The 26,106-nt window shown below is 35.2% G+C and carries 26 protein-coding genes; 7 read left to right on the top strand and 19 right to left on the bottom strand.

The window, feature by feature from the left end; translation table 11 throughout:
• A partial coding sequence (locus tag F1003_RS00765) for a phage tail-like protein (protein ID WP_155087291.1) occupies window positions 1-861 on the bottom strand: 861 nt, incomplete at its 3' end.
• 173 nt (window positions 862-1,034) lie between these two features.
• Here F1003_RS00765 and F1003_RS00760 point away from each other — a divergent pair.
• Entirely contained in the window at window positions 1,035-1,397 is a 363-nt protein-coding gene (locus F1003_RS00760; protein WP_155087290.1) for a hypothetical protein, read from the top strand.
• Here F1003_RS00760 and F1003_RS00755 read toward each other — a convergent pair.
• Together F1003_RS00755 and F1003_RS00750 are read right to left on the bottom strand one after the other, a co-directional pair.
• Window positions 1,387-2,334, bottom strand: a complete 948-nt coding sequence (locus F1003_RS00755) for an NAD(P)H-dependent flavin oxidoreductase (RefSeq protein WP_155087289.1) — start codon at window positions 2,332-2,334, stop codon at window positions 1,387-1,389. The genes F1003_RS00760 and F1003_RS00755 overlap by 11 nt on opposite strands.
• A 56-nt stretch (window positions 2,335-2,390) precedes the next feature.
• Window positions 2,391-3,620, bottom strand: coding sequence for a class I SAM-dependent rRNA methyltransferase (locus F1003_RS00750; RefSeq protein ID WP_155087288.1), 1,230 nt, complete (start codon window positions 3,618-3,620; stop codon window positions 2,391-2,393).
• A gap of 218 nt (window positions 3,621-3,838) precedes the next feature.
• On the opposite strand from F1003_RS00750, the gene F1003_RS00745 reads away from it, so the two are divergent.
• On the top strand, window positions 3,839-4,525 hold the full coding sequence (locus F1003_RS00745) for a NeuD/PglB/VioB family sugar acetyltransferase (RefSeq protein WP_155087287.1): 687 nt from the start codon (window positions 3,839-3,841) through the stop codon (window positions 4,523-4,525).
• Window positions 4,515-5,828 carry a phenylacetate--CoA ligase family protein gene (locus tag F1003_RS00740; RefSeq protein ID WP_155087286.1) on the top strand — a complete coding sequence of 438 codons (1,314 nt, stop codon included), beginning with the start codon at window positions 4,515-4,517 and terminating at the stop codon, window positions 5,826-5,828. Before F1003_RS00745 ends, F1003_RS00740 begins: the two co-directional genes overlap by 11 nt.
• Here F1003_RS00740 and F1003_RS00735 read toward each other — a convergent pair.
• The 6 genes from F1003_RS00735 to dnaK all read right to left on the bottom strand — a co-directional run bounded on the left by F1003_RS00735 (window position 5,825) and on the right by dnaK (window position 12,375).
• Entirely contained in the window at window positions 5,825-6,928 is a 1,104-nt protein-coding gene (locus F1003_RS00735) for a sugar-transfer associated ATP-grasp domain-containing protein (protein WP_155087285.1), read from the bottom strand. The genes F1003_RS00740 and F1003_RS00735 overlap by 4 nt on opposite strands.
• A 21-nt stretch (window positions 6,929-6,949) precedes the next feature.
• The gene (locus tag F1003_RS00730; protein WP_155087284.1) at window positions 6,950-8,041 is read right to left on the bottom strand and encodes a sugar-transfer associated ATP-grasp domain-containing protein; all 1,092 of its coding nucleotides are present in this window, start codon (window positions 8,039-8,041) and stop codon (window positions 6,950-6,952) included.
• Between the two features lie 9 nt (window positions 8,042-8,050).
• A complete protein-coding gene (locus F1003_RS00725; RefSeq protein ID WP_155087283.1) occupies window positions 8,051-8,692 on the bottom strand; it encodes a hypothetical protein in 642 nt (213 codons plus the stop codon).
• A 26-nt stretch (window positions 8,693-8,718) separates the two neighbouring features.
• Entirely contained in the window at window positions 8,719-9,363 is a 645-nt protein-coding gene (locus F1003_RS00720; protein WP_155087282.1) for a GNAT family N-acetyltransferase, read from the bottom strand.
• A gap of 10 nt (window positions 9,364-9,373) precedes the next feature.
• Entirely contained in the window at window positions 9,374-10,240 is an 867-nt protein-coding gene (locus F1003_RS00715; protein ID WP_155087281.1) for a beta-keto acid cleavage family enzyme, read from the bottom strand.
• 212 nt (window positions 10,241-10,452) lie between these two features.
• Window positions 10,453-12,375: a molecular chaperone DnaK gene (gene dnaK, locus F1003_RS00710; protein WP_155087280.1), complete on the bottom strand. Its 1,923-nt coding sequence runs from the start codon at window positions 12,373-12,375 to the stop codon at window positions 10,453-10,455.
• Window positions 12,376-12,549: 174 nt separating this feature from the next.
• On the opposite strand from dnaK, the gene F1003_RS00705 reads away from it, so the two are divergent.
• The gene (locus tag F1003_RS00705) at window positions 12,550-13,059 is read left to right on the top strand and encodes a collagen-like triple helix repeat-containing protein (protein ID WP_155087279.1); all 510 of its coding nucleotides are present in this window, start codon (window positions 12,550-12,552) and stop codon (window positions 13,057-13,059) included.
• A gap of 112 nt (window positions 13,060-13,171) precedes the next feature.
• Complete coding sequence (locus F1003_RS00700) at window positions 13,172-14,596, top strand: L-serine ammonia-lyase (RefSeq protein ID WP_155087278.1); 1,425 nt, start codon at window positions 13,172-13,174, stop codon at window positions 14,594-14,596.
• Between the two features lie 64 nt (window positions 14,597-14,660).
• Here F1003_RS00700 and F1003_RS00695 read toward each other — a convergent pair whose 3' ends face one another.
• On the bottom strand, window positions 14,661-15,131 hold the full coding sequence (locus F1003_RS00695) for a nuclear transport factor 2 family protein (RefSeq protein ID WP_155087277.1): 471 nt from the start codon (window positions 15,129-15,131) through the stop codon (window positions 14,661-14,663).
• 103 nt (window positions 15,132-15,234) lie between these two features.
• Between F1003_RS00695 and panB the strand changes: the two genes are divergently transcribed.
• Both panB and F1003_RS00685 read left to right on the top strand, forming a co-directional pair.
• Window positions 15,235-16,053, top strand: a complete 819-nt coding sequence (panB, locus tag F1003_RS00690) for a 3-methyl-2-oxobutanoate hydroxymethyltransferase (protein ID WP_155087276.1) — start codon at window positions 15,235-15,237, stop codon at window positions 16,051-16,053.
• A gap of 96 nt (window positions 16,054-16,149) precedes the next feature.
• Window positions 16,150-16,851 (top strand): RluA family pseudouridine synthase, encoded by a 702-nt coding sequence (locus F1003_RS00685; RefSeq protein WP_155087275.1) that lies wholly within the window; start codon window positions 16,150-16,152, stop codon window positions 16,849-16,851.
• Here F1003_RS00685 and F1003_RS00680 read toward each other — a convergent pair.
• The 9 genes from F1003_RS00680 to F1003_RS00640 all read right to left on the bottom strand — a co-directional run bounded on the left by F1003_RS00680 (window position 16,848) and on the right by F1003_RS00640 (window position 26,076).
• On the bottom strand, window positions 16,848-17,672 hold the full coding sequence (locus F1003_RS00680; protein WP_155087274.1) for a sensor histidine kinase: 825 nt from the start codon (window positions 17,670-17,672) through the stop codon (window positions 16,848-16,850). The two genes, F1003_RS00685 and F1003_RS00680, sit on opposite strands and share 4 nt — an antisense overlap.
• 666 nt (window positions 17,673-18,338) lie before the next feature.
• Complete coding sequence (locus F1003_RS00675; protein ID WP_155087273.1) at window positions 18,339-18,851, bottom strand: hypothetical protein; 513 nt, start codon at window positions 18,849-18,851, stop codon at window positions 18,339-18,341.
• Window positions 18,852-18,939: 88 nt separating this feature from the next.
• Window positions 18,940-19,788 carry a 5-oxoprolinase subunit C family protein gene (locus F1003_RS00670; protein WP_155087272.1) on the bottom strand — a complete coding sequence of 283 codons (849 nt, stop codon included), beginning with the start codon at window positions 19,786-19,788 and terminating at the stop codon, window positions 18,940-18,942.
• Window positions 19,781-20,512, bottom strand: coding sequence for a 5-oxoprolinase subunit PxpB (pxpB, locus tag F1003_RS00665; RefSeq protein WP_155087271.1), 732 nt, complete (start codon window positions 20,510-20,512; stop codon window positions 19,781-19,783). The genes F1003_RS00670 and pxpB overlap by 8 nt, the downstream gene beginning before the upstream one ends.
• Window positions 20,513-20,518: 6 nt before the next feature.
• Window positions 20,519-21,262, bottom strand: coding sequence for a 5-oxoprolinase subunit PxpA (gene pxpA / locus F1003_RS00660; RefSeq protein ID WP_155087270.1), 744 nt, complete (start codon window positions 21,260-21,262; stop codon window positions 20,519-20,521).
• A 49-nt stretch (window positions 21,263-21,311) separates the two neighbouring features.
• Window positions 21,312-22,538 carry an Nramp family divalent metal transporter gene (locus F1003_RS00655; protein WP_155087269.1) on the bottom strand — a complete coding sequence of 409 codons (1,227 nt, stop codon included), beginning with the start codon at window positions 22,536-22,538 and terminating at the stop codon, window positions 21,312-21,314.
• The gene (locus F1003_RS00650; RefSeq protein WP_155087268.1) at window positions 22,531-23,640 is read right to left on the bottom strand and encodes a DUF2891 domain-containing protein; all 1,110 of its coding nucleotides are present in this window, start codon (window positions 23,638-23,640) and stop codon (window positions 22,531-22,533) included. Before F1003_RS00650 ends, F1003_RS00655 begins: the two co-directional genes overlap by 8 nt.
• A 135-nt stretch (window positions 23,641-23,775) precedes the next feature.
• Window positions 23,776-24,507, bottom strand: coding sequence for a hypothetical protein (locus F1003_RS00645; protein WP_155087267.1), 732 nt, complete (start codon window positions 24,505-24,507; stop codon window positions 23,776-23,778).
• 30 nt (window positions 24,508-24,537) lie between these two features.
• Complete coding sequence (locus F1003_RS00640; RefSeq protein WP_155087266.1) at window positions 24,538-26,076, bottom strand: YifB family Mg chelatase-like AAA ATPase; 1,539 nt, start codon at window positions 26,074-26,076, stop codon at window positions 24,538-24,540.
• Window positions 26,077-26,106: the final 30 nt, after the last annotated feature.

The raw sequence follows: 26,106 nt of genomic DNA, 5'->3' as shown, positions 1-26,106 counted from the left end.
CCCAGCTATCGCAAACTGACCAAAGGCGAAGCTTCCATCACCTGAGGCTGTATTATTGTAGCCAATGGCCGTTCCGTTGGCAGCAGTGACCGAGTTGGATGAACCTAATGCCAAGCCATTGGTTGCCGATGCCGATACTGTGCTTGAGCTTCCTATAGCGATGCCCTCTTGAGCTTCTGATGATGAATTTGGTCCTATTGAAATACTGGACTCTTCAGTAGCATTACCGCCTTGCAATGCTATTGCAAAAGTTCCCGATGTCGCACTGTTGATACCTGCCAGACTTTGGCTGCCTGCTGCGTTGCTGCCAGAAAATGACACCGAACCTGAGCCCGAAGCTATCGCAAACTGACCAAAGGCGAAGCTTCCATCACCTGAGGCTGTATTTCCTGAACCTAGAGCTGTAGAATTATTTCCTACATTAATATCATCCCATTCACTTCCTAAAGCTTGCCCTGCTCTAAAGGCACCTTTACTCTTATCAAAAAAGAATCGTGAGCCTGAACCTGATAAAGTTGTACTTCCAAATACAAAATCATCGCTACCAATATTGGTAGTATTTTGAACAATTCCTCCGATACTTTGAAACTCACCAGAAGCCCCAAAGGTCAATTGATTCCAACTAGAACCATCATAAAACCAAAAACCAGAAGAAAAATTGGTTTGATATATCATAAGTCCTTCGGCTGGTGATGCTATGGCAAGCCGATCTGACTCTGTCATTCTTGGAATCAATAAACCTGAGGTGGTACTTTCAATATCCAACATTGATGAAGCATCAGGATTAGTTGTACCAATACCCACTTGGGAGAATGATAAATTAATGCAAAAACAAATGAAAAGAAATTTTAGGGTTTTCATGATGAGCGGTTTTGTAGTTTACCATTGCATCGTAGAGAAATAAAAATGTCATCATCTCTGAATGAAAAAAGAAATATAGTCTTACCATTTAATCGTATAAATATAAGCTCTAACGATTATACTAAAAGATTAATCTATAAAAGATTACTTTACGCTCAATCAACCAACCAATCATGAAAATTATTATTACGTTACTTGCTTTTGCATTTTTTAATCTAAGTTTATCGCAAGTCACTCTAGAAGATGATGGCTTACATTTTGCAGTGGGTGCAGCCATATCTAGCGGAACATATGCCCTAGTGTATTCTAAAACAAAAAGTAAAAGTAAGGCCTTTTGGTACAGTTTCGGACTTTCTTCTCTAGCTGGGTTTTCTAAAGAATTCTATGACGGTAATATTATTAGTGGCAAGTTTGATACGAGCGAATTAGTAGCAACGATGTTAGGTGGTCTTACTGCCAGTTACACCTTCAATATTTTTACTGGTAAACAAAAGAAAAAAAAGCTAGAGGAAGAATTAGCGCTGCTTAATTTATAAGTTTCGCAACAATATCTTTTACAGGAAGGATTTCCTTAGTATGCTCAATACTTGGTCCTGCAACCCACACTGTTTTATAAGTCGCTTTTTTAGCGGCTTTTTCTGTTGCTTTCATTCCCATGGAAAAACGAATCATCTTCACCCATTTTTTTAGTTTTCGATTTTTGTTCAGTAGATTTTCAATCCAAGTGGCTTTAGTGCCAATTTTCTGAACATAAGGCGTGTTGATAACTGTACATGGAGTACCAGAAATACGTTCGGTCATTATAATATCATCAGCACCATAATCTACACAAGCTTGTTTGTATTCGTCAGTGACACCAGCTTCAATTGAAGCAATAAATGGACTTCCAACAGAAACGCCTGCTGCTCCATAACTCAACATTTTATCAATATCTTCTTTACATCCTACTCCACCAGCAGAAATTATGGGAATGGATAATTCCTTGTTTAATAAACTCGTCAAATCTTCTGGAGATAAATTTCCTCTATGACCACCTGCTTCATTATTTACAGCAATGGCTGCATCAGCTCCAAGGCTTTCCACTTTTTTGGCGAACTTTAAATCCGTTACATCGCAGAATACCTTAATACCAACGGCATGTGCTTGTCTGATAGTTTCCTCTGGACTTCCCAAAGAGGTAATAATAAAATCACAACCTTCTTCACAAATGACTTCTAATTGTCCTTTGTATTTAATATTAGATTTATTCACAATTAAGTTGAAACCAAAAGAACCTCCTTCAACCTTATTTGCTTTCAGTTCTTTTATGGCATCTCTTAACTCTTCAAGTGTTCTGTAATTCAACGCAGGAATACAACCTGCAATACCAGCTTTCATCGCTTCAGTAACCATAGCCACGTTAGACACCAAGAACATTGGTGCTTGTATGATTGGGTATTTTATGTTTAGGAGTTGGGTTAGTTGAGTACTCATGCCAGAAATTGATTTGAGCAAATATACTAATAATTACTATGCATGCATAATACTTTTTACTCTAAAAATCTATAGTATCCACATTTTAGATAAGCTCCTTCTGGAAATGAAATCGGATGATCAACATCGTGCTGGGTTTTTAGAGCGGTTTCGAAAAGTCTGGATTGTTCATTTAACACTCTGCTATTTAAGTCAAAAAAAGATTGTGCCAGAACTCTTGAGGAGCAAGATGCCAATACCAGCAATCCTTTCTTTGCTGTGAGCTTCTCTCCTAGTGATGCCAACTGTGCGTACTTTTTCTTTGCCAGTTCTACGTCAGATTTTTGTTTGGCGAAACTTGGTGGGTCGATTACAACGACATCATAACGTTTGCCTCTCTTAATCAATTTTTTCATTTCGGTAAAAGCATCACCTACAATGGTTTTATGAAGTCCTGAATAGTCGTTCAAGCTTCCATTTTCTAAAGCGATTTCTAGTGCTTGCTTGCTTATGTCCAAGCTTGTGACTTCAGTTGCTCCATTAGCTAATGCATGTACAGAAAATCCACCTGCATAAGAAAATACATCCAAAACTGTTTTGTGCGAGCTTAACTCGCCTACTCTTTTTCTATTATGCCTGTGGTCTAAAAAGTAACCTGTTTTATGGCCCTTTATCACGTTGGCAGAAAATTTAACTCCATGCTCTTTAAACTCTACAACCTCATTTTCTAAATCACCATAGATTACCTTACCATCTTCAAGGTTATGATTTTTACTGTTTTGAAGATTCCTACTCAAACGCATCACTATGGTTTTTGTCATAGAAACTTGTTGCAAACTTTTTACTATAGGTTCTAAATAAGGAAGCCATATTTCGGAATATAATTTTACGACCAAAACGGAATCATAAACATCTGCTATTAAGCCTGGAAAACCATCATTTTCGCCAAATAACAGTCTATAACTATTGGTATTGGTTTCCAGTAGCTCTAACCTTTTGTTATAAGCCAGTTCTATTTTTTGGTGAAAGAAATCTGTATTAATTTCCGCTTTGGTTTCCGCATTGTGAATCATCTTAATACGGATTGGTGAATTATCGTCGTATAATCCAAAGCCTATAACCTTATTCTTGTTTTTGCTGAATATAATTGCTAAATCTCCTGTCTTTGCATCATCATTAATCTTTACAATGCTATTTGAAAACACCCAAGGATGACCTTTTACTACAGATTGTTCACCTTTAGAACTAAGTTTTACAGCCAGATTTTTTGGTCTAACATTATCCTTAAATGATATATGGAAAGGCATGAATATTCTTAATTAGAGAAACTTCTATTTTGCAAAATGAAGGTAAAATTAACCTTAAATACATCAACAAAATGTCTTTTAATAGATAAAAACTTACTGTTAGCCTTATAAATGCTATTTATTAACAATTGTTAATATCTTTGACATGCATCCAAATCTATGAACAAACTTTAATGGTAATCACTTAAGAGGGTTCTATAATAACTTATACTTACGCTATGAAAAATATTTTAATTTATGGTGCATCTGGCCACGCTAAGATGATTGTGGATATTATACAGAAGAATAATACTCACAATTTCTTGGGCTTTATAGATTCTTATAAGCCTATTAATGAAGATGTATATGGATTTAAAGTTTTAGGTAATTTAGAATTACTGCCAAGCCTTATCAAAAAGTTTGATATTGACGGAATTGTTATTGGTATTGGCAATAATGATACACGGTTACTTGCATATAAGAACATTATTGACGTTGCGCCTAACCTCAAGTTTATTCCTATAGTACATCCCAGCGCTATACTTGCAAATGATATTATAATACCTGAGGGTACCGTAGTTATGCCTGGAGCTATAGTAAACGCTAATGCTAAAGTTGGGAAGTTTTGTCTTTTAAATACAAAATCGTCTCTAGGGCATGATTCTATAATGTCTGATTTTTCGAGCTTAGCATCTGGTGCCACAATAGGCGGCAATGTAAAAATAGGGTTTTGTTCTACAATATGCCTAAGCGCATCAGTTGCACAAAATACAACCATAGGTGATTATACTACCATAGGAGGAGCATCATTAGTTCTAAAGTCTATAGGTGATCATAAGTTAGCATTTGGTGTACCTATAAATACTATAAAGGACAAAAAAGCAAGTTCTAAAATCCTGGTTAAAAAAGTGCCTTATGCTTCTTAACTCGGTACGAAATAAGTTTTTTTGGACACTTGATGGTCTTAAAGGAGGGCTTATAAAAAACCAACTTAATGAAGTTGAGCTTGGCGTTAAGTATCCTAATTCTGATAAGGCTAAAGACTTAAAGAATCAACATACCAACAACATTATTAAGCATGCGGTTGAAACGACTCTCTATTATGGTAATTTCAATAATGCTAAAACCATTTCAGATTTTCCTGTAATAAGAAAAACGACCATTCAGGATAACTTTGAACAGTTTCAGTCCTATAAATTTAAGGATTCAGATAATTTTAAAGTCTCTACGAGTGGCTCTACTGGAGTTCCTTTTTTCTTATATCAAAACAAAGGGAAACGCAACAGAAATCATGCTGATATCATATACTTCTTCAATGCCGCCAGTTTTGAAATTGGAAATAGACTTTATGAACTTGAAGTCTGGAGAGGACACAATGAAAAGGGAAAATTAAAAGCTTGGCTGCAGAATGCCGTTCAGTTTGATATCTCTAGATTGACCGATGAAAGAATTGAAGCATTTTTAAATCTTATAAAAAAAGATAGGCAGTCTAAAAAAACCATGTTAGGCTTTGCGTCTTCTTATGAAATGGTCGCCCAATACTTAGAAAGAAACAATATCTTTTTAAAAGATACAGGCATAATAGCTGCTATTGCAAACTCAGAATATTTAAATACTTATACAAAAGAAACTTTGGGTAAGCATTTAGACACACAAGTACTTTCAAGATATTCTAGCGAAGAAGTGGGTATGATTGCCCAGCAAACGCTGCAATCACCCAACAACTTTGTAATTAATCATGCTAGTTACCATGTAGAAATTTTGAATCTCGATAATGACAAGCCTGTTAAACCAGGTGAATTTGGAAGAATTGTAGTTACTGATTTGTTTAATTATGCCATGCCAATAATTAGATATGATACTGGTGATATTGCAAAACTTGCTTTAAATGAAGATGGTGTAGAGGTATTAGAACAAATTGAGGGTCGTAAAATGGATGTTATCCATGACTCTAAAGGCAATATTGTGTCTTCGTTTGTGGTTTATACCAAGTTTTACAACTATTACCATTTATTAAAGCAGTATCAGTTTATACAACAAGGGGAAAAAGAATATGAAGTAAAACTGAATCTACAAGGCGAAAATTTTGAATTTGAAGATGAATTAATTACCAGTATAAAATCTGACTTTGGTAGCGATGCCAATGTTGTCATTACGTATGTTGATGAAATTCCACCATTATCTTCCGGAAAAAGAAGAAAAGTAATCAATAATTACAAAAAAGCCTAAGATTTTTTTAAGGCTAAAGCTAAAATTTCGTCTGTAAAACCACCTAGCAAAGGCCCATCTGCTATTTGCAAATCAATACCTAGCTTGTGAGTATTGTACTCTATTAGGTATGGAAAATCGTCTTTGTTTATTCCTATATCCCAAGCAATAATTTTAAAATACGGAACCACATGATGCATGGACTTTACCATTTCTTGCACTTTTGCATAATTGGGTATTTTACAGCCTGCTAAACTGACACCTGTTGAAGCTTCTGTTACTACTTCACCTTTAGGATTATAACCTTTTCCTTTTAGGGTGCCATCGTGTAATATGCCACAAAAAAGACCTCCAGTTGAGAAATTATCTGTAGAGCTTCCTAACTTTCCAACTCTCAAAACTGAAGATAAGATATGTACTCCTTCATTATTTAAGTAAGATACTATTCTAAGCGTGTTTAAACTCGAAGGGTTGAGTGATTTTAACACATCACTTTGTTCTAGAAATTCTTGAACCACAAAATCTTTACCGTACAATCGAAACAATTTTTCGATACTATAATCTTTATATGTAGTCTTGGAATTTATGACACTAAATGTATTTACCATTTTTCCGCGTCCAGTATCTATAGTTGGCTTAATAATTAATTTGCTCTCAATAGATCCACAGGCGTTAATGGCTTCTTGCAAATCCACAATTTCGTCGTTAATATAATAGAAGCCATTAATATTCTGAACAATACGCTTAGGTTGGTTAAACTCCCTAAATAAGTGGTACGTTAAGTTTTTGTCTAATAGTGCTGGCCACTGTCTTCTCTGATTCAACATAGGATTAATCCTAGGGTTAAAAATATCGTAAGGGACATAATTTTTATGAAACTCACCATTTATACCTTTATAATACCTGTGCCAATAGGTGTTTTTCAAATTATAACCCCTTGATTTAAAATAAGATTTGGCTTCTTTAATTTCTTCAGCACTTAGTTTTGGCAAATCTTTTTTTGCCAATAAAGTCTTCATATACCGCCTAGCACTTATCTCTAATTGCAATTGCGTTAATCGTTGCTGAATAATAGGTATTCGCTTAACAAATGAATTTTTAAAATTTTGATATATAGACATAAATACGCTCTATTTATTAAACTATTCTAGTGCCTTTGCTAAGATTTCATCTGTAAACTTACCGAAAAGTGGCCCTGTTACTATTTGAACTTCTAAACCTTGATTGTAGGTATTATATTCAACTAAAACTGGCTTATTGTTTTTATTAATGGCGATATCCCAAGAGACAAGTTTAAAATATGGAATTCTAACGTGAATGGACTTTACCATATCCACAACTCGATTATAATTAGGCACAGTAAATCCAATGAGTTTTACACCAGAGAATGTTTGATCTAGAGCTACCCCTTTTTTAGAATAGCCTTTGGTTTTAATTTTTCCATTACTATCTACACCACACAATATGCCACCAGAGGAGTAATTATCCGTGCGACTATTTAAACCTCCTACTCTGGCAGTAGTAGAAAGTATATTTACCCCATTACCGTTTAGATATGATATTACTCGTAAGGTATTTAAACTTGAAGGGTTGAGTTTACGCATTGTTTCACTTTGCTCTAAAAACTCTTGTACAATGAAATCCTTTTTATATAGTTTTAAAAGGTCCTCAACACTTAAATTTTTGTGTGACGTTTTATTTCCTATAACCTCAAAAGCTACAACCTTTTTACCACCACCTGAATCTATACTTGGTTTGATGATAAGTTGGTTTCCGTTTTTACACATTTCATTTACAGCTTCATCAAAAGTAACAGGTTGGTCATTTATATAATAAAAGCCGTTAATGTTCTGAACTATGCGTTTTGGCAGTTCAAATCCTTTAAATATTCGATATATTATATTCTTATCCAACAGAGCTGGCCACTGTATCTTTTCATTAAGCTTTGGTGAAATTTTAGTTTTAAATAAGCCTAATGGAATATAATCTTTATGAAATTCCCCATTCATGGATTTGTAGAACGTATGCCATTCCGTATGATTTAACTTGTAACCTCTTGACTTAAAAAATGATTTCGCTTCTTTAATTTCATTTGGACTCAATTTAGAAACCTCAATATTGCGCATTAAAGCTTTAACTTTATTGCGAGAGTTCATTACATGATTGAAATCGAGAACGCGTTTTCTTAGCCTACTGAAGTTTTTGGTCGCTATATTTTTAAAGAAATGATACATATCATGAAGTTAATATTTCTTTAATGTATAGTTAAATGTCCACTTTTTAAATAATATAACACTAAGATATAGGGCAACGGTTTTAGCCTTTAATTTGTATTGTATTCTTAAAGCAGACTTATTAAAATATTCAGTAATAGCATGGTGGTAAATTACTCCTTGCTTTTCAAATAACCCATAACGTTCGTATTTCATATAGGGAGAAATATTCTTTCCTCTGTACTTATCAAATGTATATAGACTATGTATATAAATATCTTTCTCGGTTAAATGGAAATAGCGTTTTCTAAAATAAAATGGTTTGTTTTTAATCATAGAATAGGCAACAATTTCGTTATTGTGCTTTATGCCCATACATATATCGCCATTTTTTAGATCTTCAAGAAAATCTTTTTGATCTAAGCCGCTAATTGAAGCCTTTATTAATTTTAAATCAGACTCATCAAAAACCGTAACCGTAGAATTTATTTTTTCACCTTTAATTTTCTGAGGCACAGCAGTATCTTTGGTTGAAATAAAATAATAATATGGCATTATATCTATACCAATCTTGGCAAGATTATTACGCAGACCTTGCATAAACAAACCATGTTTGGAAAGTTTATACATCCACTTTATTCTATTGATAATTCCCTTTTTATTATTTTCCATAATAATAGTTCTATATAGAGCCTATTTTAGCTATAGTTTTTTAAAGTAAAATTCATAGTCCATTTTTTAAAGATCACTAAACTGAGGTAGAGTTTCATTGGCTTAGAATTCAATTTCTTCTTAAACCTTATTGTGGACTTATTAAAATACTCGCTAACACTATAAAAGTTTGTTATGCCTTTTTTTTCTAAATACTTGTAACTATGGTAGCGTAAAAATGGTGCAAGGTTCTTGCCTCTATAGGCTTCAAAAGTGTACATACTATGCAAATAGCTTTCCGTAGGTTGCAAATCAAAAACCCGTTTTCTAAAGGTAAATGGTCTGCATTTTATAAACATATATGCAGCGATTTCATCTTTGTGCTTTAGTCCGATACAAATTTCCCCATTCTTAAGGTCAGCCAATAAATCTTTCTGCTCAATACCAATTATAGTATTCTTTATGTAATTAATTTCAGCTTCACCAAAAGTGGTTATTTCAAAATCTTTATCTTCTCCCCTAATTTCTGGAGGTGTAACTGAGCTGGTAGCTTCTCTAACCCAATAATATGGCATAAAATCCAATCCAATCTTGGCTAAATTATTACGCACACCATGCCAAAACAATCCATGTTTTATGATATTGGACATCCATTTAACTCTATAGGATAAGCCTTTTTTATCTCCTTCCATAAATTAATGGTTATTTATAAATACGACCATAGCGACCATTGCCAGGCTCCATATCCATTTGAACTCTAAACTCTGACGGAGTCATAATTTCTCTGTTATTGGCTTTGGCAATAGTATGTATTCGTTCTATAAGTGATGTGTTTGTTGCCAATCGTGTACGTTCTGCATCAAACCAAATATTGTCCTCTAAACCAACTCTTACTCCCTTACCAATAGCAATAGCCAAAGAATTCATCATTAATTGTCCATTACCAATACCAGCAATACTAACCAAAGCATCTTCAGGAATATCATTAAGCATTACTCCTGTATGCAATAAATTGGTTTGTGCGCAGGCAATATTTCCAAAAAGTAGATTATAATATAATGGAGGCCTTATGTAATCTTTCTTCACCAAGTACTTTCCAAAGTTAATCATACCTACATCAAATACTTCCAGTTCTGGTACAATTCCCTTAGCTTTCATTGTTTTTGCCAAGTCTTCAATCATACTTGGAGCGTTCATACTCGCTACCTTATTAAAATTTAAAGAACTTAGGGTTAAACTGCCCATATCTGGTTTTAAGTCACCCTCTAAAGATAATACGTCTGCTCTCTTATCCAAAGTATTAAAATTACGACCACTAAGCGATGTACAAATCACTAAGTCTGGCGCGTATTTTCTTATACCCTCTATCAATTGAGCGTAAACTTCTTTTTTGTAAGTAGGTACACCAGTCTTTTCATCTCTGGCATGTATGTGAGTCATGGTTATCCCTAGCTCGTACGCACGGTGAACATCTTCTACAATTTCGTTGATTGTAACAGGTACATGAGGTGTCATGTCCTTAGTGGGTATCATTCCGGTAGGAGTGAAGTTTATGATTAGCTTATTCATTCGATTTGGGTTAAATGATGACGAAAGCTAGCTTATTTCTTAAATAAAACACAAATAATCCGATTAAATGGGAGTCTATGACTATAAATTGAACATTTTTTGAGTTGTAGCAACAAAAAAACGCAATCAAATTAATGATTGCGTTTTTATATTCTAGATTCTGAAATAAATTCAGAAATCAAAGATTCGACCTAGTCAATGAAAAATCTAACTTACTTCACTTCCTCAAAGTCTACATCTTCTACATCACTACTATCGTTAGCATCTTGAGCTTGTCCTTTTGCACCTGCTCCCGCATCCGTTGGTCCACCTTCTGGCGCACCTTGTGCTTCGGCCTGTGCTTTGTACATCTCTTCGCTAGCAACTTTCCATGCTTCATTGATTTTCTCTAAAGCTGGATCTATTACCGCGATATCTTTAGTTTCATAAGCTTTCTTCAATTCCTCTAGAGCTTCTTCAATTGGCTTCTTCTTATCATCAGATAATTTATCACCAAATTCTTCTAATTGCTTTTCAGTTTGGAAGATCATTGCATCAGCCTGATTCAACTTATCTGCAGTTTCCTTAGCTTTTGCATCTGCTTCTGCATTAGCTTCAGCCTCTTGCTTCATTTTAGCGATTTCCTCTTCTGTTAATCCAGATGACGCTTCAATACGGATATCTTGCTTCTTACCAGTGGCTTTATCCTCCGCAGATACTTTAATGATACCGTTGGCATCAATATCAAACGTTACTTCAATCTGAGGTGTTCCTCGTCTTGCTGGTGGAATTCCATCCAAGTGGAAACGACCAATCGTTTTGTTATCTGCTGCCATAGGACGCTCACCTTGTAATACGTGAATCTCTACCGATGGCTGATTGTCTGCTGCTGTTGAGAATACTTGCGATTTCTTTGTAGGAATCGTTGTATTGGCATCAATTAACTTGGTCATTACATTACCCATGGTTTCAATACCTAGTGATAATGGAGTAACATCTAATAAAAGAACGTCTTTTACGTCACCGGTTAATACACCACCTTGAATACCAGCACCCAATGCTACAACTTCGTCAGGGTTTACACCTTTACTTGGTGCTTTTCCGAAGAATTTCTCTACAGCTTCCTGTACTGCAGGAATACGTGTAGAACCACCTACCAAGATTACTTCGTCAATATCAGACTTAGATAATCCTGCTGCTTTCAATGCCGTTTCACATGGCTCAATAGTACGTTTGATTAAATCATCGATTAACTGCTCAAATTTAGAACGTGTCAATGTACGTACCAAGTGCTTTGGTCCACTAGCGGTAGCGGTTACATAAGGTAAGTTGATTTCTGTCTGTGCAGAAGATGATAATTCAATCTTCGCTTTTTCAGCTGCTTCTTTAAGACGTTGTAAAGCCATAGGATCTTTACGTAAGTCCATATCTTCATCATTCATGAACTCATCAGCTAACCAATCGATGATTCTTTCATCAATATCGTCACCACCTAAATGTGTGTCACCATCTGTTGATAATACTTCAAACACTCCGTCTCCTAATTCAAGAATAGAAACATCATGTGTACCACCACCAAAATCGAATACAACGATTTTTTGGTCTTTAGATTTTTTATCCAATCCGTAAGCTAAGGCCGCAGCAGTAGGCTCATTGATAATACGCTCTACTTTTAATCCTGCAATCTCACCAGCTTCTTTTGTTGCTTGACGCTGTGAGTCATTAAAGTATGCTGGCACAGTAATAACTGCTTTACTTACATCAGCTCCTAAATAATCCTCAGCAGTTTTCTTCATCTTTTGAAGAATCATAGCTGACAATTCTTGTGGTGTGTATAAACGACCATCAATATCCACACGTGGAGTATCGTTGTCACCTTTTACCACTTTATACGGCACACGTTCTGCTTCTTTTTTAGATTCAGAATATTTGTTACCCATAAAACGCTTAATAGAATAAACCGTTTTTGTTGGGTTTGTCACTGCTTGTCTTTTTGCTGGATCACCAACTTTAATTTCACCACCTTCTACAAAGGCAATAACCGAAGGTGTTGTTCTCTTACCTTCAGCGTTTGGGATTACAACTGGCTCGTTACCTTCCATTACAGAAACGCAAGAGTTGGTTGTACCTAAATCAATTCCAATAATCTTACTCATAATTAATATCTATATTTTGTTGTGTTTTTAATTTTTAACTCGACTAGTATAAGTCAAGTTCTATGCCATGACAAAAAATGTGACATGATGTCAGATTTCTTTTTGAGAAAGTATTTCTTATTGAGCATCACTTTGGAATAACCTTTGATGCTATAAAGAAAAACTTTAGATATCATGAAACGTATTTTAACCTTTATTTCAGTATTTGCTTTATTATTAACCGCTTGCGAAGGCCCTCAAGGTCCTCCGGGTTTTGATGGATTTGATGGCCAGGACGGCCAAGATGGTGTTGGTGTTCCGCCAGCTTTCGAAATTGTTCTAGATTTTACTCCTGAAGATAACTATGAACTTATAGAACCTTATGGTTTTGAGGTTGGACCTACAGCTGTTGCCCTAGTTTATATTTCATGGGAAGTAGACAATGGTCAGGACATATGGCGACCTTTACCTCAAACGGAATACTTTGAGGATGGAACTCTAGTCTATAATTTTGATTTTACACAAAATGATGTCCGATTCTTTTTAGACGGAACCATAGACTTTTCAACATTAGACTCTTCTTACACAGATGCGCAAGTATTCAGAGTTGTTTTGGTACCTGCTGAAAATGTTGGCCGTGTAGATTTATCTGATTTAAATGCTGTAATGAGCGCATACGGAATCGAAGAATTTATAAAACGTTAACTTAACCTATATATAAATTAGCTAGCAGCTTTGATTAAAAATCAAGGCTGTTTTTTTATAAAAAAAACCAGATAAACATAATGTATATTTGCAATAGAAATTTAGAACACAAATGGAATGTATCTCTGTTTTTGACATGCTTAAGATTGGCATTGGACCATCGAGCTCACATACCTTAGGGCCTTGGCGTGCTGCTGAGCGCTGGATACAAGAACTTAAAGATAAAAACCGCTTTGATAAGGTTGAAAACATAACTGTAGATCTTTATGGTTCATTATCCCTAACAGGAAAAGGACATGCCACGGATTATGCTGTAATGTTGGGTCTTAGTGGATCCGATCCTGAGCGCGTTCCGGTTGAGGATATTGACAAAACTGTGGCTAATATAAAAACTACAAATACCTTAAATTTTAATGGTGAAAAAACACTTCCTTTTAACCCAAAGGAACAGATAAAATTCAATCGTAAGTTTTTACCGTTTCATGCCAATGGACTTACTTTTACTGCGTTTATAAATGGTCGAAATTATAAATCCACCTACTACTCTATTGGTGGAGGCTTTGTAGTACAAGAAAAACGTAAAATTTCTAAAGCCAACAAAATTATTTTCTACTGTACATTCCCTTATCCTGTTGAAAAAGGAGATGAACTTCTAAAATATTGCCATCAGTTAAATTTACCAATTTCTGGAGTTGTATTGGAAAATGAAAAATCGATTAGAGATGAAGTTTCCATAGATTTTGAGTTACAACGTATTTGGACTACAATGCTAGAGTGTATGTACACAGGCTGTCACACAGAAGGTAACCTACCAGGCGGACTTAATGTAAGGAGACGTGCTTACGATATGCACAAAAATTTAATAGGTGATTATACATATGAAAACCCTGAAGCATGGTTGAACACCATCAGAAAAACAGAAGTCAAATTCAGACAAATATTAAAATGGGTAAGTTGTTTTGCCCTAGCTGTGAATGAAGTTAACGCTTCCCTTGGTCGTGTGGTTACTGCACCTACAAATGGTAGTGCTGGAGTAATTCCTGCAGTTTTGATGTATTATATGGTTATTGAAAATCATGAAGCAGACTTTGAGCACATTAAAAAGTTCTTATTAGTGGCCAGCGAAATTGGAAGTATCTTTAAAAAAGGGGCGACTATATCTGCGGCAATGGGAGGCTGCCAAGCAGAAATTGGAGTGTCCTCAGCCATGGCAGCAGGTGGGCTATGCGAATTGATGGGAGGAACACCAGAACAAGTTATAGTAGCTGCCGAAATTGCGATGGAACATCACTTAGGCTTAACCTGTGACCCAATCGGTGGATTGGTGCAGATTCCATGTATAGAACGTAATTCTATGGGAGCCATTAAAGCTATTAATGCTGCTGAATTGGCATTAGATACAGATCCGAAAAATGTAAAAGTACCATTAGATAAAGTCGTCAACACTATGTGGGAAACCGCAAAAGACATGAATACCAAGTATAAAGAAACCTCGGAAGGTGGTTTGGCTGTTGGTGTTCATATGTCGGATTGTTAAAAGCCCATCCTAGCCTTCCCAGAGGGAAGGAACTCTTACTCAAACGTAAATTGGAATTTGTTTTTTAGTTTTTGGAATTTGTAATACACCCTTCTCTCCTTCTTGTATCGACCAAATAAATAATTTTCCACTCATCATTTACCTTTATAAGCTGAAAGGAATTCACTCCACAGTGACTAAAGTTGCCATTATACCAAAATTCGTAAGGTGTCCAAGCATTTGCCATATTTCCATCTACTTGAATATTGAAATCCAACAATTTTTCCTCAAACGTTCTGTCCTTAGGAATACTAGCGATATTCTTAAGAAACTGGCTGTAGTCACTTTCTTGTAAAACTGTCTTGCCTTCTTTGTCCACCGAAATGGATTGCATTATTATATCGCCTTTTGCCATAGCCTTAAGCTTTGTGGTATCTTGTTTATGGAAAGCTTCGAAAAATTCAACGATTGTTGCTTTTACATTTTCCTTTTCAGTTTTTTGTGCGTTTACAATCAATGTGAAGCAGAACGCTCCAAGTAGTAACAGTTTTTTCATCTTATAAAATTTTAATCAAAATACGACTGAGACCGTATTTCTATCGTAGAATAAACAAAAGTTTAACAAATCTCTTTATTTTTACATCACTAATTTAATCATTATGTCTGTAGCCAAGAAAGAATACAAAAGAATCACCGTAAAAACCCTTGTGGATATGAAGTCCAAAGGCGAAAAAATATCCATGCTCACCGCTTACGATTACACCATGGCAAAAATTGTTGATGGCGCAGGTGTTGATGTAATTTTGGTAGGCGATTCTGCAAGTAATGTTATGGCTGGGCATGAAACCACTTTACCTATTACATTAGACCAAATGATTTATCACGCATCATCTGTTGTACGTGCCATTGATAGAGCATTAGTCGTTGTTGATTTACCTTTCGGAACCTATCAAAGTGACCCAAAGGAAGCCTTACGTTCCGCCATACGTATTATGAAGGAATCTGGTGGACATGCCGTAAAGCTTGAAGGTGGTAAAGAAATAAAGGATTCAATTAAGCGTATTCTAAATGCTGGTATTCCGGTTATGGGACATTTAGGACTCACACCACAATCTATTTATAAATTTGGAACCTATACTGTTAGAGCAAAAGAAGAACAAGAAGCTTTACAACTTAAGGAAGATGCTATAATGTTAGAAAAAGCGGGTTGTTTTGGCATTGTCTTAGAAAAAATCCCAGCAGATTTGGCCAGGCAAGTCGCAGAAAGCGTTTCTATACCAATTATAGGTATTGGCGCTGGCGATGGCGTGGATGGACAAGTACTGGTGCTTCACGATATGATTGGCATGACGCATGAGTTTAATCCTCGTTTCTTACGTCGCTATATGAACCTTTATGATGACATGACCAACGCTATTTCTCAATATGTAGAAGATGTGAAGTCTGAGGATTTTCCTAATGATAAGGAGCAGTACTAAAAGCCCCTTTTAATTTCCCCAGAGGGGAAAAAACCATTTGTGTAAATTAGTGTAAAAAAATCCGTGCTAATCCGTGAAATTCGTGTCTAATTTCTAATGTCAAACAAAATCCTTTCAAATAAAACCAATCTTCAAGTCCTCTACGAAGACAATCATATCATCGTTGTCAATAAACGTGCTGGTGATATTGTGCAAGGGGATAAAACTGGTGACAAACCTTTAAGTGATGTTGTAAAGGATTACATAAAAGATAAATACGACAAACCTGGGAATGTATATTTAGGTGTTGTGCATCGTTTAGATAGGCCTACCACAGGTATTGTGCTGTTTTCTAAAACCAGTAAGGCCTTACCAAGACTCAATAAATTATTCGCAGAAAAAAAAGCCAATAAAACGTATTGGGCTTTGGTAAAAAATCCACCTCCGAATACAGAAGACCAATTAATCCACTGGCTAAAAAAGAATCCTAAAAAAAATAAATCAACAGCATATAGCAAAGAGGTTGATGGTAGTAAAAAAGCTATTCTTCATTATAAAATCATTAAAGCATTAGATAATTTTTATTTACTCGAAGTTGATTTAGAAACCGGAAGACACCATCAAATCCGTTGTCAACTTTCTAAAATCGGTTGCCCTATTAAGGGAGATTTAAAATATGGCTTTGATCGTAGTAATAAAGATGCGAGCATTAGTCTTCATGCAAGACGACTGGAGTTTGTTCATCCTGTAAAGAAAGAAAATGTAATCATAACCGCACCTCTGCCAAAGGATACTTTATGGCAAGCTTGTGAAAGTTAGAGAGTTCGGTATGGGTATTTTAAATTGAGTTTAGTACCGTTTTCAGGTTGTGTGTTTAATTGAAAATCTGCATTTATCAACTCTGCACGTTTTTTCATATTGATCATTCCAGACCCTTGCTCTGCAGTAGCTAATTCGAAACCATTACCATCATCTTCTACCTTAATGTTCAAAAATTCTTTATGATAGTTAATTTCAACATTCAGATGTTCTGCTTCAGCATATTTTAAAGTGTTTGAAGTAAATTCCTGTAAAATCCTAAAGAGAATGATTTCGTCTTTATGGTTTTCAAATTCTACATTATCTCCATTAATAGTGAGATTTGCTTGTATTAAACCTGACTTATTTAGGCGTTCAATTTCATTCTTTACTGTGGCATCAAACCCTAAATTGAAAATGACATCACTATTTAAGGATTTTGATAAAGCTCTTACTTCGTCTAACGATTCTTTTAAGTATTGAGAAGCATTAGCAACTTTAGATTTAACCTCTTCTCCAACCACTTTTACTGCAGATTTCATTTGCATAGTGGCCAGCACAAGCATTTGCCCAACGTTATCATGCAATTCTCTGCCTACGTGCTTTAGAGTTTCTTCTTGAATCTCTTGTTGGGTTTTAGCCAATTCTTCTTCAAACTCTTTTTGTTGTTTTATTTTATCAAGCAATAATTGATTTTTACGTTTTTGAAACATGATAAAAAACAGAACAAACACAACAATTATAATCAGGAAAAAGAAAATGACATAAGAAATTAAGGCAATCTCTTCGTTGCTGATGGTTTTTTGTATTGAATTGTATAAAGAAATCCAAATGTAAAGCATACGTATAAAAAAATGTTAGCAATTAGAAGATACAAACTTCTAAATTCAATGAAACTTTGATTGATCTCATAGAAATATGCATCAAAGATAAATAATGGAGTAACACATAAAAACCATAATAAGAGCCCTGAACTTATATAAAAATATGGCGATTTATAAAAGAACAATATCTTTTCGCTATTCAACAACTGCTTATAATATAGCATCACAAAAACGAATACAACAAATGTACTTAAAAGAAAATCATAGGGTATTGATTTTATAAAAAACCCGCCAGAAAAAACAAAATACAATACCGAAAATATTACATACAAAATTATAATTAGCTTGATAATATTTTTATCTATTTTACTCTTTATCAGTTTGTTATAAAACACCCCAAACAAAAAAATTGTTGCTAGGTTAAATAGATTATAAAGCCATGAATTGTAGCAAAAAACACTGTTTTTTATCCAAATAAATATCTCATTATCAAAATTATACTGAAGTATGTAACCGTACATACCAATTGTCTCAACAATGACCATTATCCAGAGATACCATACAAATGGTTTTATTTTATAATCTCTAGTTTTAATGTAATAGATTGATCCAGCAACGGCTGCAATTAACTCTAATATATGGAAAAGGAATACGTTAAAATTCATTCCATCTTAGTCAGTTTTTTTACTGTGGATAATTAGCTCCTGGTGGCATTCCATTCCCTCCATGATTTAACCCTGAACCACCTGGTATATCTCCACTCTCTTGAAACATAGGAAAGACGCTACCTTGAGACTTATTCATATAACCAGTTGGTATAAAGAACATCGTTGTTAATCCTGTTTCTTTACCAGAATTTGGATGTGCTCCTAAATAAACACGGATCCCATCCATGGTATAACCTAATTCACCAGCTTGGTTTTCTGCATAATTAATGTAGTTCTGAATATCCTCAAGTTTCCACCAAGAAGAACGATTATCACCTCCGTCAGCAGAATTCTTATAAAGAGAATCATTAATAATGCGATGTTTAATGTTATACGCTTGATCTAAAGTCTTTGCCTCTTTGGGCGTAATCAACCCTTTTGGTTCTGTGATTGGAGATTCGTTCTCCATTTCCATAGATCCACAACAATAATAATACATCGCCAAGGCACCTAGAAATACACCAAGAATAAGTAATCCTAATTTTTTCATAATAAGTCTTCAAATTAATTAATAGTTGAGCCTAAATTATTGAAATTAGTTAACAAAAAAAATTATTATTAATTGTTTTCTTACAACTTCAGCCTTTTAGTCTAAGATTTATGATGTTTCCAGTAGTTTTTTGACTCAACACATTAATAGATTTTTCCGTTAATTGAAGTACTCTAGGATAACCTCCAGTGGTCTGGCAATCTCGCATCAAAACTATTAAATTGCCCTTTGGTGTAAGCTGAACTGTTCCCTGCAAAACTGGTGAGGTTAGGATAGACTCAAGATTATTTTTCAAAAGTGGCTCTAATTGATAGGCCATACGGTTATTGTATTTTGAAACTTTAAGTTCAGAATTAATAAGCTGCGTTTTTAGCTCGGTTGATAATTTATTGAACTCTGGTCCTTTATACACTTCGAGAATATCACTTAACACTACAGAATCATCAAATTTTACTGATGCCTTTGATGCATTGTAACTACTGTCGTAGCTCACATATTCTAAAGTATCACCTTTACTGATGGTGTTGAATTCTGTAATGGGGCTGTACTGGCTTTGGCTTTCTAAAACTTCATTGGTTTTAAATCCGTCTTTTATGGCTAAATAGGTTCTAAATCCCGTTTTAGTCTTTCCAAAACTTATAATGTCATTTTTTTCCACGCCTATGACTTCGTTTTGTTTTACCAAACTATTATTCAACTTTGTATTCATTACTGCTCCTGAAATGACCATAGTAGTTGGTTTTGTAAACTGAAATTCGCCACCAATCATGGTCATTTCAATTAAGGCTGAATCCATATCATTCCCTAAAAGCAGGTTGGCGAACTGAGCGGAATATGCATCCATAAAACCAGAAACTGGCACTCCATAATTTCTAAAGCCAAAACGCCCAAAATCTTGAATCGTCGAATAAAATCCAGGTTTTAAAACTTTAAGCATTTTGTTTTATGGGCTTTAATTGATATGCTGATTTAGACATACGGTTTTCAATATCTAAGTATTCACTCTCCTCAATAGGCCTGAACTTTACCTTATCTCCTGCTTTTATAAAACAAGGTGGATTTTGAGAAGGCACAAATAATTCTATCGGAGTTCTACCTATGATGTGCCACCCTCCAGGACTATTTTGCGGATAGATTCCGGTTTGCTGCCCTCCTATGGCAACCGAACCTTTTTTAATATTGAGATTGGGTGTTGACTTTCTATCTAAATAGAGCTTAGGATGGAGTCCTCCCAAGTATAAAAATCCAGGTAAAAAACCTATGAAATATACTGTGTAAATTTCGTTAGAATGAAGTTCAATTATTTCGCTTTTGGATAGCTTTTTTTGATTCGAAAAATCTTCTAAATCTTGACCGAAATCGGTATTATAACAAACAGGTATTTCCCAAATAGAAGCGTTAGTGGATTCAACCTCATTTTGTTCATTATATATAGTTTTTAGACTCGAAATTTCATCATTGATATTATCAATAGTCAAATTATAATTTATTAATATTGAGTTATATGTGTTAATTATCTCAACTTTTTGTTTAATTATATAATTTTTGATGCTATTTTTAAAATTCAAGATGTCTTTTAGAATTTTTTCATCAATTATCTCTGGCCATTCAATTAAAATAGCACGTTCTCCATAGCGAGAAAATTTTAAATTATAAGACATAAATTTTTAACTGATTTGAATTTTATATTCGGGCAGTTTTTCATTCAAAAACTTTAAAATTTCTGAAGCATTTTTAGTGTCTCCATGAACACAAAAAGTTGATGCTTTTAGAAGTACTTCTACCCCATCAACTGTACTTACTTTTTGATGCGTTATCATCCTTAAGACATGTTTAAGAATTTCATCCTTTTCCGTTAAAATTGCATTATCCATTTCTCGAGACACCAAAGAAAGATCTGTATTATAGTTTCTATCTGCAAAAGCTTCATAAGTCACTTCAATACCTTCTGCTTCCGCTACTTTAGCAATAACAGAACCATAAGGCGTATAAAGTTTTAAAGGCAAAGCGATACTTTTTATAACTTCAACAATCACATTTGCTGTTTTTTCATCCTTTGCGGCCAAATTGTACAAAGCGCCATGTGGCTTTATGTGATGTAACATAGCATTTTCTGAATGCAAAACGTTTTGAAGCACTCTAATTTGTTGTTTTAGAGCGGTATATAAATCTGCGGCTGACATTTCTATAATCTTCCTTCCAAAATTAGTTTTATCGGGAAACGATGGGTGTGCGCCAATCTTAACATTGTGTGCTCTCGCTAATCTTACGACTTCAGTCATTGTAAAGGTGTTACCCGCATGGCCACCACAGGCGATATTGCACGATGACAAATATGGCATTAAGTCAGGCTCATTGCCCATACCTTCTCCTACGTCAGCATTGATATCTATTTTTATTAAAAGACTCATAAAAACACCCCTAAAGCCCCCTAAAGGGGACAGTTATTCAATAAAACATTTAGATAAGATTAAAAACACTTAAAATTCCTTTTACACCTAAAAAGATAGTGATTATCAGAATTATAATTCCAAAAATGTTCTGAATTTTTGAGTTTGTATAAGTACCAAGGACAATCCGTTTGTTCATAACCCAGAGTAAAAATCCTGCAATAATAGGCAACAGCAAACCATTAGCTACTTGGGCAAATTTGATAATTTCAATAGATTTAAATCCAATTGAAGAGAATATGACACCTAAAACAAGAATACTCATCCAAACTGTTCTAAATTTTGGTGACTTAAGATTTGCCTCCCAGCCCAAACAGCCACTCGCTACAAAAGCTGCTGCCAAAGGCGCAGTTATAGCGCTTGTAATGCCAGCAGCAAACAAACCGATGGACAAAAAGTATTTGGCATTAACACCGAACAAAGGCTCAAGTCCTTTGGCCAGATCTGATGCATTTGAAATATCTTGGTGTGGAATAGCAGAAGCAGATATAATTATACACATCGACACCAAACCTCCTAAAATGACGGCAATTATAGTGTCTTTTCTTGCGTAGCTTAAATCACTCTTGGATTGCCATTTGGTCTTTGCCAATGATGCATGCAAGAATAAATTATAAGGTACAACAGTTGTACCAATGAGGCCAATAATGGTGAGAATACTCTTATCGGGAAATTTAGGAACGAGCATACCTTTAACCACTTCCAAAACATTAGGTTTGGTAATTATGGCTGTAGTCAGAAATGCCAAACTCATCAGGATAACCAGTGCAACCAAGGTTTTTTCAAGTACTTTATAATTTCCAATAAAGAGCGAGATAAAGGCAACGGCTCCTATAACGAAGGGAATAACCGTGAAATTTGAACTACCAATGACAATTTCAGGATTACCGAAAAGCGTTTGCACTCCCAAAGCTCCTCCACTAATGTTTCCAGCTTCGTAAGCAGCGTTACCAACCACAATAGCCGATAACATTAAACCAATGGCTAATCCTCTTGCTACTGGACTTTTTATTTCTTCTCTAATAACTTCGGATAAGCCTTTTTGGGACACAATACCCAATCTAGCTGCCATTTCTTGTAATACAATAGTTGCCAAAACCGATAACACTAATGCCCAAAGCAATGCATAGCCAAAGTTGACACCAGCCAAGGTACACAGTGTTACAGTGCCTGGACCAATAAATGCTGCCGCTACCAATGGACCAGGTCCTATATTTTTGAAGAATTTCCTAATCATTATCTATGGAGTTCAAGGCATAAATAGCGAAACTACCTAGCCAATGCCCTCCTTCGTAACTATCTCCTACAATGCTCGGCAAGGAATAGTTAATGTGATTGTTGGCTAAATTTTTGAGATGCTCAAATTCAGGAATGCCATTGGCAATTTCGTTGAGACTCCATGCTCTAGAAAAGTTGACGCCATCGAGATGCACGAGTTTTCCGTCCGTTCGGTCTGAGACTTTACCGACTTCGATATCAAAATCTTCGTTGTTGAGCTCTGGCATAAAATCGTTTACCCAAGCCATAAACTCATCTTTAGACAATACACGCTTCATTAAAGCCGCTTCTTCCAAACAAGGAGATAAAAAATCGAATCCACTTGGCTCCCATTCTAAAGGGCAATCTTGATCATCCATATAAAAATCCTTAGCTCGTTTTTCAATGACAGCTTTCAGCTCTGAATGCCCTACTGTTACTGCATAATCGTAGGCAAAACTCAACCCGAAGGCTGTATTTGGGTGCTCTCCCACTCTGATTGGGTAATTAAGTTTGGGTAGAAACTCTAAATATTTATTGACGATTAAATCTGTTAACGGTTGGAGGTTATTTTCCAGTTCCCTTGCTGTAGAGTGATTCCATTTGTGCAGTTCTTCAGCCAATTTGAGCAACCATGCCCAACCATAAGTACGCTCGTAAGTTTTATTGTGCTTACCGTGAAAATAGGCGACTTCTTTTTCAATATTTTCTTTTGAAATACTTTGCACCAACCAACTCTGCATCTCGGTTTGCTTTTCCAAATCTTGAAACTGACGTAATAAACTCACCATGCTCCAATGTCCATGAACAGCAGAATGCCAGTCAAAACAACCGTAAAAGGTTGGATGTAATGTTTTTGGTGATTTTAAATCGTCATCGCTCCCTAAGGTTTGACCGAGTTTGTTAGGATATTCAGTGCCAACGCAAGCAAGTGGTAATTCTGCTAAACGGTTGGCTTGTTCTAGGTTTAAGGTTGGTATTTTTTCGTTTTCAATTTTGGCAGTTACGTTGTCAGCGTTCTTTTCCTTTTTGGTATTACAACAAAAAATAAAAAAGCAAAGCAACAGGACTATATTTTTCATAATAATTCTTTTAAATTTTATCAAAATTGCTCCATAGCATTTCGACTGTGCTCAATGTGACATGCAAATAGAAAACAGTTACCCTAACCAACCCTCTCTATCCAAACTTCGATACTGAATAGCTTCGCTTATATATTATCCGCCCATTAAACCTTTAAAACCTTCAATTAGAATTTGTCCAAACCCAACACTTTTACCTTCTTTTACAATCCAATTAATAATATCAACACCTTGAAAATAAATTCTACTATATAAAACAGCAATCCTTTTTTTAATTTGACCTTGTGTTAATTGAGGAAGATATTTATTTAACTCTTTTAATTCTTCAATGATTTCATTTTTTTCCTCACTATCTTCAATTGAATCATCTGCAACTAAAAACCCAATGGTCTTATCTATAAATATATTTAGTAAAGTTCTGTTCTTAAAAGATAACGCCTTATCATCACTTTTATCATCCAAAAAACTGAATACTTGAAAGAATCTATTTTCATAATCTCTTAGAACTTTATCTTTAGGATGAATGCTTATGTTCTCATATTTTTTTAGAATATTTAGCCAGTGATTAAATCTGTTCAATATTTCTTCTTTTGAAGAAGATATTATTGGCATATTAAATAAACCCTTTTCCCTATTACTACTTGGCAAATGTAAAACCTTAAAAGAGACGTGGTTATTTGAATAGTTCGGATTTGCAACACTAAATTTAAAGTCATAACCTTTTCTAGTATACTCAATTTTCAATTCTAAATTTTCATCTTTAACTATCCTGAGAATATCATCATTCTCTTTAACTTTATTTCTTAATTTTTGAAAAGTTTTTTGTACATTTTCTAACAGTACAACTGGATAATCAGCATAATTCATAAACTCATTTGATTTTATTTGATTTTAAACTTACCCCAACCAACCCTCTCTATCTAAACTTCGGTATTGTATCGCTTCGCTAATATGAGCACCCAAAACATTTTCAGAACCTTCTAAATCGGCAATGGTTCGAGAAACTTTAAGAATTCTGTCATAAGCTCTGGCAGAGAGGTTTAAGCGCTCCATGGCGGATTTTAAAAGCTGTAATGACGCATCGTCTAACTTGCAATATTTTCTGATTTGCTTGGTGTTCATCTGCGCGTTATAGTGCACATTTTCCAATTCTTTAAAGCGTTCGGTCTGTACTTCTCTTGCTTTAGTCACACGTTTTCTTATATCCACTGAAGATTCGCCTTTTCTATCGTCAGATAGTTTTTCAAAAGGTACTGGAGTCACTTCAATGTGAATATCTATTCGATCTAACAAAGGCCCAGAAATTTTACTGAGATAGCGTTGCATTTCCGCAGGACTAGACGTTACTGGCGCATCTGGATCATTGAAATAACCTCCTGGACTTGGGTTCATACTCGCTACTAACATAAAAGACGAAGGATAAGTAACCGTGAATTTAGCTCTTGATATGGTGACCTCTCGATCTTCCAAAGGTTGACGCATTACTTCCAAAACTTCACGCTTAAACTCTGGTAACTCGTCTAGAAATAATACTCCGTTATGTGATAATGAAATTTCTCCTGGTTGTGGATAGCTTCCGCCTCCGACGAGTGCGACATTCGAAATCGTATGATGCGGACTTCGGAACGGTCGCTGCGCCATTAAGCCAGCATGGGCTTTTACACGACCTACAACTGAATGAATTTTCGTCGTTTCCAAAGCTTCATGAAGCGTCATTGGTGGCAAAATGCTTGGTAAGCGTTTTGCCAACATGGTTTTACCCGAACCTGGCGGACCAATAAGAATGATGTTGTGACCACCTGCTGCTGCAATTTCCATACAGCGTTTTATACTTTCCTGTCCCTTTACATCCGCAAAATCAAATTCCGGAAAATCGAGGTTTTTATAAAACTCCTCTCGTGTATTTATAATGGTTTCTTCAATGTGAATATTTTTATCAAAATGCTCAATCACCTGAGTGATGTTATCGACTCCATAAACTTTTAAATCGTTGACAATAGCAGCTTCCTTCGCATTTTGGCTTGGCAGAATAAAACCTTTAAAACCTTCTTCCCTAGCCTTCACAGCTATTGGCAATGCCCCTTTAATAGGCTGCAAACTTCCATCTAAGGACAATTCGCCCATAATGAGGTAATCTTCTAAGTTTTCGGCTTTTATTTGGCCTGATGCAGCCAGTATTCCAACAGCTAAGGTTAAATCGTATGCTGAACCCTCCTTTCGCAGGTCGGCAGGCGCCATATTGATGGTAATCTTTTTCCCTGGAATACGATAGCCATTGTTTTGAAGTGCTGCTGCTATACGGTAATTGCTCTCTTTTATCGCGTTATCCGGAAGTCCGACCAAATGGTAACCAACACCTTTATCTACATTGACCTCAACGGTTACAGTTGAAGCCTCTACACCAAATACGGCACTTGCGAAAACTTTTTTGAGCATAAACGGTTAGTTTTTCTAAATGTAAGAAGA

The organism is Winogradskyella ouciana (assembly GCF_009709615.1).
Taxonomy (GTDB): Bacteria; Bacteroidota; Bacteroidia; order Flavobacteriales; family Flavobacteriaceae; genus Winogradskyella; species Winogradskyella ouciana.
The sequence above is the reverse complement of the archived record's forward strand: the minus strand, read 5'-3'. Positions and strand labels throughout refer to the sequence as shown.

What these genes read in the sequence shown, in the direction of transcription:
- F1003_RS00760 (WP_155087290.1), top strand. Translation starts at nt 1,035, where the DNA reads ATGAAAATTATTATTACGTTACTTGCTTTTGCATTTTTTAATCTAAGT.
- F1003_RS00755 (WP_155087289.1), bottom strand. Translation starts at nt 2,334, where the DNA reads ATGAGTACTCAACTAACCCAACTCCTAAACATAAAATACCCAATCATA.
- F1003_RS00750 (WP_155087288.1), bottom strand. Translation starts at nt 3,620, where the DNA reads ATGCCTTTCCATATATCATTTAAGGATAATGTTAGACCAAAAAATCTG.
- F1003_RS00745 (WP_155087287.1), top strand. Translation starts at nt 3,839, where the DNA reads ATGAAAAATATTTTAATTTATGGTGCATCTGGCCACGCTAAGATGATT.
- F1003_RS00740 (WP_155087286.1), top strand. Translation starts at nt 4,515, where the DNA reads ATGCTTCTTAACTCGGTACGAAATAAGTTTTTTTGGACACTTGATGGT.
- F1003_RS00735 (WP_155087285.1), bottom strand. Translation starts at nt 6,928, where the DNA reads ATGTCTATATATCAAAATTTTAAAAATTCATTTGTTAAGCGAATACCT.
- F1003_RS00730 (WP_155087284.1), bottom strand. Translation starts at nt 8,041, where the DNA reads ATGTATCATTTCTTTAAAAATATAGCGACCAAAAACTTCAGTAGGCTA.
- F1003_RS00725 (WP_155087283.1), bottom strand. Translation starts at nt 8,692, where the DNA reads ATGGAAAATAATAAAAAGGGAATTATCAATAGAATAAAGTGGATGTAT.
- F1003_RS00720 (WP_155087282.1), bottom strand. Translation starts at nt 9,363, where the DNA reads ATGGAAGGAGATAAAAAAGGCTTATCCTATAGAGTTAAATGGATGTCC.
- F1003_RS00715 (WP_155087281.1), bottom strand. Translation starts at nt 10,240, where the DNA reads ATGAATAAGCTAATCATAAACTTCACTCCTACCGGAATGATACCCACT.
- dnaK (WP_155087280.1), bottom strand. Translation starts at nt 12,375, where the DNA reads ATGAGTAAGATTATTGGAATTGATTTAGGTACAACCAACTCTTGCGTT.
- F1003_RS00705 (WP_155087279.1), top strand. Translation starts at nt 12,550, where the DNA reads ATGAAACGTATTTTAACCTTTATTTCAGTATTTGCTTTATTATTAACC.
- F1003_RS00700 (WP_155087278.1), top strand. Translation starts at nt 13,172, where the DNA reads ATGGAATGTATCTCTGTTTTTGACATGCTTAAGATTGGCATTGGACCA.
- F1003_RS00695 (WP_155087277.1), bottom strand. Translation starts at nt 15,131, where the DNA reads ATGAAAAAACTGTTACTACTTGGAGCGTTCTGCTTCACATTGATTGTA.
- panB (WP_155087276.1), top strand. Translation starts at nt 15,235, where the DNA reads ATGTCTGTAGCCAAGAAAGAATACAAAAGAATCACCGTAAAAACCCTT.
- F1003_RS00685 (WP_155087275.1), top strand. Translation starts at nt 16,150, where the DNA reads ATGTCAAACAAAATCCTTTCAAATAAAACCAATCTTCAAGTCCTCTAC.
- F1003_RS00680 (WP_155087274.1), bottom strand. Translation starts at nt 17,672, where the DNA reads ATGCTTTACATTTGGATTTCTTTATACAATTCAATACAAAAAACCATC.
- F1003_RS00675 (WP_155087273.1), bottom strand. Translation starts at nt 18,851, where the DNA reads ATGAAAAAATTAGGATTACTTATTCTTGGTGTATTTCTAGGTGCCTTG.
- F1003_RS00670 (WP_155087272.1), bottom strand. Translation starts at nt 19,788, where the DNA reads ATGCTTAAAGTTTTAAAACCTGGATTTTATTCGACGATTCAAGATTTT.
- pxpB (WP_155087271.1), bottom strand. Translation starts at nt 20,512, where the DNA reads ATGTCTTATAATTTAAAATTTTCTCGCTATGGAGAACGTGCTATTTTA.
- pxpA (WP_155087270.1), bottom strand. Translation starts at nt 21,262, where the DNA reads ATGAGTCTTTTAATAAAAATAGATATCAATGCTGACGTAGGAGAAGGT.
- F1003_RS00655 (WP_155087269.1), bottom strand. Translation starts at nt 22,538, where the DNA reads ATGATTAGGAAATTCTTCAAAAATATAGGACCTGGTCCATTGGTAGCG.
- F1003_RS00650 (WP_155087268.1), bottom strand. Translation starts at nt 23,640, where the DNA reads ATGAAAAATATAGTCCTGTTGCTTTGCTTTTTTATTTTTTGTTGTAAT.
- F1003_RS00645 (WP_155087267.1), bottom strand. Translation starts at nt 24,507, where the DNA reads ATGAATTATGCTGATTATCCAGTTGTACTGTTAGAAAATGTACAAAAA.
- F1003_RS00640 (WP_155087266.1), bottom strand. Translation starts at nt 26,076, where the DNA reads ATGCTCAAAAAAGTTTTCGCAAGTGCCGTATTTGGTGTAGAGGCTTCA.